Annotated in this window: 12 protein-coding genes; 3 read left to right on the plus strand and 9 right to left on the minus strand. The window is 41.8% G+C overall.

Annotated elements, in window-relative coordinates; all coding sequences use genetic code 11:
• Positions 1-76 precede the first annotated feature (76 nt).
• On the plus strand, positions 77-520 hold the full coding sequence (locus SWP_RS10455) for a GNAT family N-acetyltransferase (RefSeq protein ID WP_020912442.1): 444 nt from the start codon (positions 77-79) through the stop codon (positions 518-520).
• 6 nt (positions 521-526) lie between these two features.
• On the opposite strand, the gene SWP_RS10460 is transcribed toward SWP_RS10455, so the two are convergent.
• The gene (locus tag SWP_RS10460) at positions 527-892 is read right to left on the minus strand and encodes a response regulator (RefSeq protein ID WP_020912443.1); all 366 of its coding nucleotides are present in this window, start codon (positions 890-892) and stop codon (positions 527-529) included.
• Between the two features lie 381 nt (positions 893-1273).
• Between SWP_RS10460 and SWP_RS10465 the strand changes: the two genes are divergently transcribed.
• Complete coding sequence (locus SWP_RS10465) at positions 1274-1534, plus strand: hypothetical protein (protein WP_044555842.1); 261 nt, start codon at positions 1274-1276, stop codon at positions 1532-1534.
• A gap of 35 nt (positions 1535-1569) precedes the next feature.
• Here the strand turns inward: SWP_RS10465 and SWP_RS10470 are convergent, their stop codons facing one another.
• From SWP_RS10470 to cmoA, 8 genes are read right to left on the minus strand one after another with little or no spacing between them, the layout of a single operon-like run.
• Entirely contained in the window at positions 1570-2469 is a 900-nt protein-coding gene (locus SWP_RS10470; RefSeq protein WP_020912446.1) for a LysR family transcriptional regulator, read from the minus strand.
• On the minus strand, positions 2469-3545 hold the full coding sequence (locus tag SWP_RS10475; RefSeq protein WP_020912447.1) for a DUF3541 domain-containing protein: 1077 nt from the start codon (positions 3543-3545) through the stop codon (positions 2469-2471). The genes SWP_RS10470 and SWP_RS10475 overlap by 1 nt, the downstream gene beginning before the upstream one ends.
• A complete protein-coding gene (locus SWP_RS10480; RefSeq protein WP_020912449.1) occupies positions 3490-5241 on the minus strand; it encodes a M3 family metallopeptidase in 1752 nt (583 codons plus the stop codon). The genes SWP_RS10475 and SWP_RS10480 overlap by 56 nt, the downstream gene beginning before the upstream one ends.
• Positions 5201-6151 carry an alpha-L-glutamate ligase-like protein gene (locus SWP_RS10485; protein ID WP_020912450.1) on the minus strand — a complete coding sequence of 317 codons (951 nt, stop codon included), beginning with the start codon at positions 6149-6151 and terminating at the stop codon, positions 5201-5203. The genes SWP_RS10480 and SWP_RS10485 overlap by 41 nt, the downstream gene beginning before the upstream one ends.
• A 1-nt stretch (position 6152) precedes the next feature.
• Positions 6153-7658 (minus strand): UUP1 family membrane protein, encoded by a 1506-nt coding sequence (locus tag SWP_RS10490; protein WP_020912451.1) that lies wholly within the window; start codon positions 7656-7658, stop codon positions 6153-6155.
• Positions 7659-7672: 14 nt separating this feature from the next.
• Positions 7673-8425: an ATP-dependent zinc protease family protein gene (locus SWP_RS10495; RefSeq protein ID WP_020912452.1), complete on the minus strand. Its 753-nt coding sequence runs from the start codon at positions 8423-8425 to the stop codon at positions 7673-7675.
• A 34-nt stretch (positions 8426-8459) separates the two neighbouring features.
• The gene (gene cmoB / locus SWP_RS10500) at positions 8460-9452 is read right to left on the minus strand and encodes a tRNA 5-methoxyuridine(34)/uridine 5-oxyacetic acid(34) synthase CmoB (protein WP_020912453.1); all 993 of its coding nucleotides are present in this window, start codon (positions 9450-9452) and stop codon (positions 8460-8462) included.
• Positions 9449-10180: a carboxy-S-adenosyl-L-methionine synthase CmoA gene (gene cmoA / locus SWP_RS10505; protein WP_020912454.1), complete on the minus strand. Its 732-nt coding sequence runs from the start codon at positions 10178-10180 to the stop codon at positions 9449-9451. Before cmoA ends, cmoB begins: the two co-directional genes overlap by 4 nt.
• A 151-nt stretch (positions 10181-10331) precedes the next feature.
• Here cmoA and SWP_RS10510 point away from each other — a divergent pair, with 151 nt between their 5' ends.
• Positions 10332-13154, plus strand: coding sequence for a diguanylate cyclase domain-containing protein (locus SWP_RS10510; protein WP_020912455.1), 2823 nt, complete (start codon positions 10332-10334; stop codon positions 13152-13154).
• Positions 13155-13279 lie beyond the last annotated feature (125 nt).

Consider the following 13279-nt stretch of genomic DNA (forward strand, 5'->3'; position numbering starts at 1 on the left):
CACAGCCTATTAGGTGAGGGTGATACTCTGAGACTAAGGCGCTGCTATTTAATCATGACGTTAAAGGGGAAGCAGAGTGAATATAGAAAAAATTTCAGTTGAGCAGCTCGATGACTTAGTGCCTTTGTTCGATCAATACATGGTATTTTATAAGCAAGATTCTGCACCAACAAAGTATCGTGACTATTTAAAAGAGCGTTTGAGTCATGGAGAAGCGACAGTCTTTATTGCCTATATCGATAATCAGCCGGTCGGATTTGTGCTTAACTACCACACTTTTTCTTCAGTTGCATTGGCAAGAGTTATCGTTCTAAATGATTTATTTATCAGTGCATCACATAGAAAGCATGGTATAGCAAATAAGTTGATTGAAAACGTTATAGAGCTAGCCAAAGTGTCTCACTCGGTACGAATTGACCTAGGTACCGCTATCGATAATTACACTGCGCAGGCATTGTATGAAAAGATTGGTTTTGTCAAAGATACTGAGTTTTTTTCTTATAGCTTATCAGTTGCTTGAGTGACTTTAACCAAGATGTTTTTTTAATTTTCTGTAAATTTCAGCGGGGGTGATGGGCTTAAATATGTAATCTTGAGCCCCTAACCTTAGCGCTAAGTTTTCATCTGAATTTTCATTTAAACTACTAATGATAATGACAGGGATAGCGCGAGTTAAGTCATTTTCCTTGATATCTTTTAGCACTTGATAGCCATTTTTATCTGGCATCATGATGTCGAGAAAAATACAGTTTGGCTGCAAACTGGTGGCAAGTTCTGTCGTTTGAATGCCTGAATTGGCAGTGGTGACATGATAATCATCACCTAATATTGAAAGTAAAAGGCTTGAGCAGATTGGGTCGTCATCAATCACTAATATTTTGGGTTTTTCCATATTCAGGCTGACCTTTATTTCATATCGAATGATTTAGTTTTTACCGTATCATTTTAATCTGTTAGTAGCTAATTTTAAAAGGGCTTAACCGATCCAACGACTCGCTTTTAGAGCGAACTCATCAGTGTGAAAACTCTTTATTACTGCGCTTAACGAATGATGCAAAATACTACACCAATTAACTTGTACTCATGCTGAACAGCTGACTATATGGAGGTTATTTTAATTTGAGCCCAAGCCGTAAAATGCTGTCAACATCGATGAATGTATATACGAGTATAGCTGGTTAACTTATTGGAACGGTTAATTATGTTAAGAATGTCTGTACATTTTTCATGCGTTACTTGATAATCCAATTTCTAATTACAATTGAGCGCTGTTATGCAAATTCCTCCTAGTATTATTTCAGGACACAATGGCTTTCAAAGTGCGCAGTCTGATTTGACTCAAGCAACTGTTGATGTCGCAAGTTCAAGTCAGTCCGCTGTGGCGACAACAAGTGCAAGTGTTGGCGGTAGTAGTGGAGATATAAATAGCGCATTAATCAACGCGGTTCAGGCCGTTAATCATGCCGAAGCATCGGCTGAAGTCATTGAAGCTTCCTCTGAGATGATTGGCACTATCATTAATATCAAAGTCTGAAAATAAAAAACGCTCTAGCGAGCGTTTTTTATTGGTTAGATTGACTCAATTTGATGGTGTTTTTTAAATAATTGCTCAATCATTTCACTCGCAGGGCCTTGCTTATCTCGGTTGGGGATCACTAAACTAAGTGTGGCTTTGCGTTTTGTTGACCCTTTCAAGTTAAGCTTTTTCAGTTCACCATTTTCAATTGCAGCTTTTACTAGTGGTTCTGGAACCCAGCAAAAGCCGAGTCCTTTTTGTAAAATCACAATAGCTTCATGAAAATTTGCCACGGTCCAGCGCTGTTCAGCCTTAAGCCAGCCTAGGTCTGTATTAGGACCTAGGGACGTATCTTTGATCACAAGCTGAAGGTGCTGGGCAAGTGTTTGATCTTCTTCGATGACGTCGTACTGAGCTAAAGGGTGGTTAGAGTGACATACAAGATTAAAATTGATATCCACTAAGGGCTCAGCTAAATATCCCTTTGGCGGTGGCCCGCCACAAATAGCAATATCTACCGTTTCATTATTGATAAGTTCAGCAGTGCCTGTTAGGACGGTATCCAGCACCGTGACCCTTGTGCCTCGGCTAACGGGGTAGAACTGACTAAGTACATCAACAAGATCATCCATTGGATAGATGATCTCGCGGCCGATTGTGAGTGACGGCTCCCAGCCTGTTTCCAGGTTATTGGCCAATAACTCTAGTTCAGTTACTGATTGGGTAATATGTCGAGAACGACGAAGCAATACTTCGCCGCATTCAGTGAGGTAGGCTTTACGCCCCTTGACCTCCAGTAACTGAACACCTAACTGAAACTGGAGTTTAGCAACTGCATGATTAAGTGACGATTGACTCTTATTTAGCTTCTCAGCAGCTTGGGCGTAACCGCCATAATCGACAACAGCTTGGATAATTCGCCATTGCTCTAATGTTGATTTTGCTCTGTCCATTATTTAGCTTTCACCTGTTTTGGCAGATACTTCTTGGTTGCTTTCAGTGTCGCAAGGTGAGGGCCTTTGTGAAGTTTCTCTGGCCAATCAAGCAACATCATTGCCAATACATTTCGGTGTTCACCCATGACTAGATCTGGGTTGCCACGAGGTGAGGGAATTATCTGCTCTTTTTTGTCAAAAGCGTTGACGATATGCTGTTGGGTTTTAGCCACTACAGGGTTATCTGGTTGTCCTGCTAAAAGAAAGCTAATACCGACCTCGGCAATGATGTCATCAGTGGCATCTTTTAAAATGCGATCAATGTTTTGCTCAAAATGATCTAATATCCAGGCGAACTCTTTAGCATCAACATTATGTTGGTAATACTCACTGGCTGCGAATATAAAATGAGTCATACCGTAGAGCTTGTTTCGGTACTGCTTTTTATCTAGCTGATTGTCTTTGTTATCAGGATAAACGCCAATGAAGGCTGTTTTGTAGTCAGCTAAATAATCTCCTACGCCAATCTGCTTTGCCCAATAAACATAGTTAATTAACTGAGCAGCCCAAGTCTTAATCATAGCTTCATCTGTAAGGCCAGTCTTTAGATCGGCCTTTTTGAGCGTTTCGACTAATTGCTCATGACAAGGACCCGTTAAATCAAATTCATTAATGCGACTGGAGTAACGCAGAAGTACGTCGGTATAGAAAATAAACTCAGGAAATGGTTTCAATGCTTTTTTACGTGCTTTGGCACGAGGGCCTTTTCCTAAAACAGAGATAGCCTTATTGGCTTCATTGATGATGAAATCCTTTTTATCCAGATTACAAGCGTAAAACGCTTGGGCCTCAGTGACAGCATAAAGATCAACTAAAGCTGCATTAGCGTATTTTACTTCACCTGTCATACGGTATTGTCTAATACCATAATGTCCTTGAATGCGCGGCGGTAGCTCAAAAAGGTGCTTTTCAAGGTTTGCTTTTATAGCGTGATAGACTTCAGCGTTTTCTGCTTCAGTGGCTGTTGGCGCTGCAAAACTACTGGCGCAAAAAAGTGCAGCTGCTAGCGTGCTTATTCTGAGCATCGAAGGCATGTTTAATCCTTTTTATAAGTGAATCGGCGGTAACGGGCGAGCCTAAAAGCATTTTAAGAACTGTTTCAATGCTATTTGATGCCTCGTTAACAACTAACATATCAAAAACGGCTGCTTGATCTTGGCAGTTTTTGGTGGAGTGATAAATATATTCAGCTACTTTCTGTTGCCATAGCTTTTGGTAATAAAGTGGTCCTTGATAAACAATGGCGCTAAAGGTGTATGGTGCATCTTCTGTCTTATCCCAGAATTTACCGAAGCTAAGATAAAATTGCTGATGTGGATCAAGCAGCTTTTTTTGCTGAGGAGCTTTGTATAGATTTACTGCGATTTTAGATCTAAAAACATAAAGTTGCTTTGAGTAGATTTGTAAAAGTTCTTCACGAGAACCTTCCATTATCTGCGGAAGCAGTCTGTCGGCTAGCCAATATTCTAACCACAACGCATCCAAATTACTCGTATCGTCTGTTTGGCTTATGGTATTGAGTAAGTAGAATTGCTGCCCTTTAGCTAACTTTTTGATTGCGGTTGAGACAGCTTTTATCGCTTGTTTTTGCTGCTGGTAGTTAGCGAGTCTGGTAGGGAATGACAACTCAATTTGTCCAAACTGTTGTCCAACCACGAGCTGTCTGATTGGCTTTACTGCGACTTTGTTACTCTCAGATAGATAGATATCACCAAGAAGGCGATTTCTATGCCATACCCGTATTATCTTGTTGTCTATCCAATCAAAACGAACTTCAAAGGCCAACAACTCTTTTTCAACCAAAACTAACCATTGTTTAGGAGCAATGTTGCTAACTTTTGTCGACGGGGAGTTTGCAAGTTCGCTGCCGATATTCCAAGGCGCGATGGCTATATTATCAGTTTGAGTCAGTAAAAACTGTTCTACTAACTCTGGAGAGTGCAGCACTTGTCGTTGTAATCGGTACTCACTGTAATTAGCAAAACCTGCCTGAATAGCTTGTTGCTGCCTAAGCTGCTTAATTGTTGTTAACGCGAGCTTATTTTTACCGGAGGCTCGTGATTGATAAGCTTGCCAGACTCGCTTTCTACATTGCTCGTTGTCCTGCTTAATCAGGTAACTGGCTAATGTTCCATTGAAGCCTCTCGATACAGAGACTGTTCCAGCCTCAGAGATTCGGCAGTTTGAGTCGGTAATATTTAAGCTAAGTGCTTGCGAGCTTACCTCCTGTTTAAAAGCGGCTTGAGCTGTATGTAATTGTGCTTTGTGCGTGGGTGACATGCTGTTGTTTGATAAGTAATTTATCCTACTCAGTAATGCGCTAATTTGTGGTTGTTGATTTTCAGCAAAGCTAAACTGTAATGATTGGAAAGGGACTGAATTTAGGTAAAGTGCCAATTCATCTGCTAGGTAGAGTTGACACTGCAATAGCTGTTCCCTATCGGCATAGGAGAGTGGGAAATGGCGGTAATACTTAATGCGGTCATTGATGTTGAAAAAACCAATAAGTTGCCTTTCAAGGGTTATCGCATTGGTTTTACTATCTAAGCTTGGATCAATGGCTAGCGTTGGAAAGTCGAAGCGAAGACATTGCTCCACTAAGAGTGGGATTGGAGATACGGCAGCGTAAGCTGCCGTATTTACCAAGCCTGTGAGGACGATAAAGAGTCCTACAAGGTGTGCTTTGAATTTAGCTGTTAGCACTAAAATGGATTTTTGAATATGCCACACGTTCTTCAACTGACATATTGTGGTGTTTCATCTGCTCAACATGGCGTAAATTACCTAAGATCCCACGACCGTTGGCGATTTGAATCGCAAGGCCTGGACGGGCATTTAGCTCCAGTAATAACGGTCCCTTGTATTTATCGAGTACCATATCGGTACCTAAATACCCAAGCTCTGACATCTCATAAGCTTTAGATGCTGTATGTAACAGCGTATCCCATTGTGGAACTTGAATTGCTGTCAGCTCTTTCTGTGTATCCGGGTGCAAGTCTATAGGTGTATCAAACTGCACCGCATGCAGGCCCTTACCGGTAGCAATATCAACTCCAACACCAACTGCACCTTGATGCAAATTTGCCTTACCGTCAGATGCTGCCGTGGATAGACGGATCATTCCCATAATTGGGAAGCCTTTAAAGACAATTAGTCGAATATCTGGCACTCCTTCATAAGAATAGCCATCAAATACAGGGTCAAATTGTATAAGACCCTCGACAATGGCGACATCAGGATTACCACCTAGCGAAAAAAGTCCACTGAGCACGTTAGACACATGGCGATAGACTTCTGAAGGGGTTACCTCCTGGCCATTTGGCTTGTAATAACGACCATTCTCTACTTTTGTAACAACTAAGATCCCTTTACCACCAGAACCTTTTGAAGGCTTAATGACAAAACCGTCTTTATCATTAACCATTGCCGGTATTTCGCCAATTTCGTGTTGCTCTGTAACCGTACCAATAAGGTCGGGCACAGCAATGTCATTGGCAAGCGCCAACTGTTTTGTCGTTAGCTTGTCATCGACTCGTTTATAGAACTTACGTGGATTATATCGTCCAATATAGTCGATATTACGTTTGTTCATGCCCAAAATACCGCCGCGGGCGAGAGCCGAAGGGTTTGCGAGAAACATATTATTCTCCAGCCAGAGGCTTAAAGCGTTTCAGCTCAAGCAAACGGTAACCAGTATATTGGCCCATCAATAGTACGAGAGCTAAAATGACTAAGTGGATCCCTAAGAAGTTAAACACCCAATGCTGCACCCAAGTCGCACTCATCGCTAGGTATGCCAATGTCGCAACGAATAAACTGCCGCCACCTTGAATAACAACTTCTTTGGCGCCTTCCTCTTCCCACAGAATAGACATTCTTTCAATAGTCCAAGCTAAGATGATCATTGGGAAGAAGGTAATTGTTAGCCCTTCGCTTAAGCCAAATTTGTAAGAGAGCAGGGTAAATAAACCAATAATGCCGATAACCACGATAATGACCGCCGAGATCCGGGATATGAGCAATAGGTTGAGCTCAGACAGATATGAGCGGATCATCAGACCAAAGGCTACAATTAACAAGAAGCCTATCAGACCCGTAAAAAGAGTCGTTTGTATAAACGCCAGCGCAATTAGCACGGGCATAAAGGTACCTGAGGTTTTAATACCGATTAAGACTCGCAAGAATACCACCATCAAAACACCGATAGGGATAAGTAGAATTCCTTTAAACAAACTCTGCTCTTCAAGCGGCAATTGGTACAATGAAAAGTCTAATGCATTATCATTTTTCATCACATCGATCGCAGTCGCAAGCGCCGAGCGAGTATCTTGCAACATGGAGAAGTTAACTTGAGAGTTCACGCCACCAATGACATCGAGTACTGACTTACCTGAACGATCCCACAGCAATAGGTCATCCGGGCGACCTTGGGTGCCATTTGCAGGGTTAAAGAGATGCCATTCGCCGTCATTGTAGACTTCAACAAACGTTGATAGCTGTTGTCTACGACGTTGATCTTCAAGGAACAAACCACTGACTTCTTGAGCTGGAATCCCCTTGCTGTGCAGCATTCTAATAAACAATTTACTCGGCGAGTTGCCTGCTAAAAGAAGCTCAATATTTTGGCTACGTTCTTCTGCATTGAGATCTTTATTGAGTTGTTGTGCGAATGATAGGTTGGTTGCACTTTTGGCCCAAACTTCCTCCGCTGCCTGTGCAGCCGCGGCACTTTCTGTTGCAGGCCACATATATGGCGTTGGCGCTTCTGGTTCAACATCGGTGAGTAGCTGTGTTTGCCCTGTTGGGATCAACGTAACTTTATAATATAAGTCTTGGCGGCCTGTAGCACTTCGAATAGACCATATTGCACGACGATCAACCTTATTGTTAGTGATCGTCAAGCCATAACCCGGAGAAGTGGCGTTTTCCACTAAGATTTCATAAGCTGGATCTTCTGGTAAAGAGAAGGAAACTTCAGCAGGTTCCATAGTTCCTTGGAAGCTGACTTTAGCGTCTACAGCCCAGCTCTGAACTTGTTTACCCGGTAAAAATGGCACGCTATGTTCAATGCCACGATAAATGCTTGCGGAAATCCCAGCAATAAAGAGCAGGGCAACCAAAATATAAAAAGGCTTTCTTGAATGCATTATTATTATTCCTATTATTTAGAAGCAGACGATGTACTACCGCCTTTCTTCTTTCCGTGAATAAAGGTCTGGCCTACATCTACCACGGCTATATCTTGCATAAATTTTCGTCCCAGTAATAACGGGAATTCCAAATGGCTACGATCTGTTAGGTTAAGGTCTGTTTCCGCTTTATATTTACCTATCTCTAGATGAGCATGGATCACTGGACGTCTATCAGTCTTATCATCCGCTTCTTTGATTCTTACAAAGCGTTCGACTTTCGACTCAAATGTTTGGGCTGGCTGCTTTGCACCGCTGGTAAATACGTCGAAGCGTACCCATTGGTTGCCATCACGTTCGAACAAGATAATATTGTGGGCATCGAGTGACGACGACTCTGCGCCGGTATCGATACGAGTATTAAAGCTTGCTTTTAATTCATCAACAAAAACATCCTCAACTGCGCCTAGAATAAACTTACCTTGCAGCGGAGAAGGAGGGCATTGAGCCGGAGCCACAACCGGGACCACCGCTGGTTTTTCTTGTTGTTTTAGTGTTGAAACTTTAGCGTCGAGCTGTGCTAGTTGTTCAGAGAGTGTGGTCATGCTTGCCGCTTGTTGTGATTTACAAGCATCGATAGCATTTACAATATTGACTTGCTGTTGATTCAAACTGGCTTCTAACGCTGTTGCATCGACAGGAACTGGCGCATTTGCGTCTTTAGTTGTTGCGCAACCAGTGATGGCTGTTGCGATGGCGGCGATACAAATTATCTGCTTAAACATAGTGCTTCCCATTACTATCGGCTAGATTAAATCTTTATTTGGTTTCTTTGTTTGGTTGGTTCTTTGTTGCGATTATAGTTGCTCTCTTTGGAGCGGGGTAACCTTCAACGGTAAGGCTAACATCATTAGGATCTAAATAATCAACTAATGATTCATTAGGCATCCAATGTGTACTTCTTTGTTCTGCTAGAGAAGTCACATCAACATCTACACAGCGGATGTCGATAAAATCACTCTTTTTTAGCCACAACATGAGTGCTTTTACTGAAGGTAAAAACCACACATTGTTCATTTTTCCGTAGCGGTCTTCTGGGACTAAAACAGTGTTCTCGTCACCGTCTATGACCAAGGTTTCTAAAACGAGTTCCCCACCTGTTCTTAACTGATCTCTTAACTGAATGAGATGGTCAATCGGAGAACGACGATGGTAAAGTACTCCCATCGAAAAAACAGTGTCAAATGCATCCAGTGGTGGTAGCTCTTCAATACCTAATGGTAGGAAGTGAACTGGATGCTCATTACCTGCGATTCTTTTTACAGCTTCAAACTGGCACATGAACATTGGTGACGGGTCGATCCCAACCACATGTTTTGCGCCTTCTCCAAGCATGCGCCACATGTGATAACCACTGCCACAGCCTACATCAAGTACTGTACGGTTTGCTAAAGGAGAAATATGCGGTGCAATACGCTCCCATTTCCAATCTGAGCGCCATTCTGTATCGATTTCGACACCGTGAATAGAGTAAGGACCTTTACGCCAAGGTTTGAATATTGCGAGTAAGTTTTCGAGTTTTTCTCGTTCACCAGCTGACAATTGCTCGCCAGAACCTATGGTGACACTCGTTGTGAAATCGATAGTATCGGGCTGTGGGTAGTGTAATTTATTAAGCACTTTTTCCCACTTAGGAAGTGAGCCATGCTTATGCTCGCGTTGCCACTCGCCTAAAATAGCTGGTAGCGTTTCTAGCCAATGCTGTAGGCTAGAATCTGAAATTTGTTTATAAAAAGAGCTAAAACTTATCACTTAATTGCCACCATTGATGCAAAGTTAAAACATTGGAACCAAACACTGAATTGGCTAAACCCTTGTTGTTTTATCCGTATTTTATGTTGTTCAAGCGTGTCAGGCTTCATCACATGCTCGAGCGAACTTCTTTTTTGGCTGATCTCTAACTCACTGTAACCATTTGCTCTTTTGAAATCGAGATGTAAATCATCTAATGTCGATTGTATTTTGTCTTGTTCGAAGTAAAGTTTCTCTGACAGCACGAGCAAGCCGCCAGGTTGGAGACCATCGTAGATTTTTTTAAGCAAGCTTTGTCTATGTTCAGGCGCTAAAAATTGCATGGTAAAATTGAGGATCACTAGTGATGCATTCTCAATCTCAATATCACGGATATCACCACAAACTAATTTTACTGGCGTTTCACTGACGTAGGCTGACAAGTTCTCTTTACAGCGTTCGATCATAGATTCACTATTATCAACGGCGATAATTTGACAATTTCGTCCCTCTACTCGGCGGCGAACACTCAATGTTGCAGCACCTAATGAACAGCCAAGATCATATATTTTACTGTTTGGAGTGGCATATTTTTGCGCTAAATCTCCAATAGTATTAATGATTTGCCCATAACCAGGTACCGACCGACGGATCATGTCATTAAACACACCAGCAACTTTATTGTCGAACTGAAAGTCGCTGACTTGTTGGTAAGGTTTCGCGTATAAGTCGTCTTGTGAAGATTTCATGTGATCAAATAGTGGGAGTTCAACTCTTTATTCTAGCTAAACATATCCGCAACCAGCAAGACTAGTACTGGAAATTCCTCATAAAATTTTGTCTAATAGCCATATTGATACAAATTATTTACAGATGTTTGACCTTTTATAGGGATTGTAATTGAAATATAACGTTTACGTGTTGATCATTGTTTTATCGCTCTTTTATACCTATCCAGTGTTTTCGGCGCAAAATGATAATATCAAGCCACTGCTGATCTCAATGAGTGATGACTCTTACCCCTTTCAGTATGTTGATGAAAATGGTGTTGAAAGTGGTTTACTGGTTGATTATTGGTTGTTGTGGGCGAAGACAAACCAACGTCAGATTGAGTTTCGGCCTACAAATTGGCAGCAGTCCTTGAAAGATGTCGAAAGTGGTTTAACTGATATCCACATGGGGATGGCTAATACCTTATCTCGGCGTAGAGCTTTTGAGTTCGACCAATCTATTAGCAAAGTACAAAGTTACCTCTATATTAATAAAATCCTCGCTAGCAGCAAAGAACTCGGACAGATGACCCCTTATAGAGTTGGGGTTGTTAAGGGATCTGCACATATTGAACTATTGCAGCAAAAACTACCAAACGTATCATTTGCCTATTATGACAACCGCAAGCAGCTCATTGATGCGGTAAAAGCCAATGAGATCTATGTTTTTGCTGGCCTAGAAGGTTATTTACGAGAGAGTGAAGTTAGCCAAGAGATGCTGATGTCATTCCCGTTTAAGCGTCGAATAGCGCTTGATGAGTTATCTTTCTACCCTGTGGTCAAGAAGGGGGATGCTGCTAAATTGCACAATATAATGCACGGGTTTACCCAAATAGAACAAGCAGAGCTCAGTGGGATTAAACGTAAGTGGTTGGGGATCCAGCGTGGTCAAAATGAAGTAATCATTGCGATGCAAGTCGGCGTGGAACCGTATGCAGATGTCGGGCCGAATGGCTTACCCCATGGTCTATTGGTTGACATTTGGAAGTTGTGGTCGGATAAAACGGGTTTGCCAGTAAGGTTTATCGCTGGCGATATGAAGGAAGCTATTGATAATGTTAAAAAAGGTTCTGCTGATGTTCAACTTGGTTACCCTGAAAGCGAATCAATGAAATCTGGACTTAATCGTGCACACCTCATTTACCAAGTAAGCAGCAGATTATTCACCTATAAAAAACAGTACAAAACGCTTGCAGACATGAAGGGCAAGGTATTTGCTGTTGCGCCTACTTCGCCTTATTTGAGCGAATTAATTGAAGCTCTACCTGAGTCGGATTTTCGCTATTTATCTAATGTAGAGGAGATGATTAAAGCAACAGAATCAGGCGAAACTGATGGTTTTGTTGCTGCATCGGCTTGGACACAACATTACTTATTGCTGAAACAGCAATGGGAGGATTTTTATCAATTTCCAACATTGCATTTTAAAACTGATCTTTACGCACTAAACAGAGGCAATGACCTAGGTTTTTCTGAACGTATAGCGACAGGGTTTGACTTGATGACATCGGCAGAGTTGGCGGCAATTGAAGCCAAGTGGATTTTGAACCCAAGGGATCGGATCTATTCACCAACCAAAGAGCTATTACTGTTGAATGCCAAGCAACGCGCCATGATAAAAAACCTTGGGAAGATAAAAGTAGGCTTTGTTAATAACTGGGCGCCAATGGAATATAAAAATGCAGAGGGTCATTACGCAGGTATAAATAGCGAAGTATTTGGCATTCTGGGCCGTGAGCTGGATCTGCAACTTGAATACGTTGAATTTAGCGACTGGCAAGCACTGCTTGATGCCTTGTTAAAGGGTGATATTGATATGTCAGGCAGCATTGCTGCAACTGCTGAACGTAAAAATGATTTGGTTTTTTCATTGCCATATTGGCCCTCTCCTTGGGGAGTTGTGACCTCGTTAGACAGTGTGAATATATTTAGTTTATCGGAACTTAACGGGCTAAGACTCGCCGTTGTTGAAGGCTATCACATCGTTGCTGATCTTATGCGAGAGTACCCGACTGTAAAGTTAGTGCTGGTGCCCAATAGTCATGCTGGACTTAACTCTGTCGAAGAGGGCAAAGCCGATGTCTTTATTGATAAAGTAATGAATTTGAGCTCAGGTTTGAAAAAAGGCCATTTCTCAAACTTAAAAATGTCGATGTTAGTCGATTTCGCTGAGCAGCGTAGCCACATAGGCATTAATAAAAGTAAGCAATCTTTACTGCCTTATATAAATGGTGTCATTTCTACTATTGATCGTGAGCAACAACAAGAGATCCACCATAAATGGGTATCGCAAACCATTGAGTTTGGTCGGGAAGACTTCGAGAATAGGTTACGAGTGAGTATACTGGTATTTTGTGCCTTGGCTATTTTTGTCATCATGGCGCTTTTGGCAAATAGACGTTTACGTAGAGAGGTTGCGTTAAGGATTGAAGCTGAAAACAAAATGGCACTTTTTGCCAAGCATGACAGTTTAACCAAGCTACCCAATCGCTCTATGATTGAAGAAAGGCTAGAGCAAGCGATTTTAATCCATAGTCGTGAAATGTCACAGTTTGCGGTTATTTTTATTGATCTCGATGGTTTTAAGGCGATTAATGATGCACATGGCCATCATATTGGCGATGAGTATCTTATTGCTGTAAGCGCAGCATTAGCGACTTCAATCAGACGCTCCGACACCGTAGGTCGATTAGGCGGTGATGAATTCATTGTTATTCTTAATCAAGTAGAGTCGATTGCAGCGGTAGATAACGTCGCTGAGTTGCTACTGCAATGTTTAGCTAAATCGTTCGTTATTGGGGATCTAAGCTTATCTGCTTCTGCTAGTATGGGGATCGCTATATACCCTGCTGATGGTGATAGTGTTGATACATTGCTTAAGACGGCTGATACTCATATGTACCGTGCTAAAAATACGGGCGGAAAATCATCAAGAAACTCGCTTCAACAGTAATATTAGGGTTCGTTTCAATGCTTTTATTACTGCGTTACGAGCTTTTTGCTTAGCCAGCTAAGGAGCATCGCTTCAGCCTTGTACTAAAATAATTGAACTCGAACAAAAACTAAGCTCGAAAGATC

The organism is Shewanella piezotolerans WP3, assembly GCF_000014885.1.
GTDB lineage: Bacteria > Pseudomonadota > Gammaproteobacteria > Enterobacterales > Shewanellaceae > Shewanella > Shewanella piezotolerans.

What these genes read in the sequence shown, in the direction of transcription:
- SWP_RS10470 (WP_020912446.1), bottom strand. Translation starts at nt 2,469, where the DNA reads ATGGACAGAGCAAAATCAACATTAGAGCAATGGCGAATTATCCAAGCT.
- SWP_RS10490 (WP_020912451.1), bottom strand. Translation starts at nt 7,658, where the DNA reads ATGCATTCAAGAAAGCCTTTTTATATTTTGGTTGCCCTGCTCTTTATT.
- SWP_RS10465 (WP_044555842.1), top strand. Translation starts at nt 1,274, where the DNA reads ATGCAAATTCCTCCTAGTATTATTTCAGGACACAATGGCTTTCAAAGT.
- SWP_RS10460 (WP_020912443.1), bottom strand. Translation starts at nt 892, where the DNA reads ATGGAAAAACCCAAAATATTAGTGATTGATGACGACCCAATCTGCTCA.
- cmoA (WP_020912454.1), bottom strand. Translation starts at nt 10,180, where the DNA reads ATGAAATCTTCACAAGACGACTTATACGCGAAACCTTACCAACAAGTC.
- SWP_RS10495 (WP_020912452.1), bottom strand. Translation starts at nt 8,425, where the DNA reads ATGTTTAAGCAGATAATTTGTATCGCCGCCATCGCAACAGCCATCACT.
- SWP_RS10485 (WP_020912450.1), bottom strand. Translation starts at nt 6,151, where the DNA reads ATGTTTCTCGCAAACCCTTCGGCTCTCGCCCGCGGCGGTATTTTGGGC.
- SWP_RS10475 (WP_020912447.1), bottom strand. Translation starts at nt 3,545, where the DNA reads ATGCCTTCGATGCTCAGAATAAGCACGCTAGCAGCTGCACTTTTTTGC.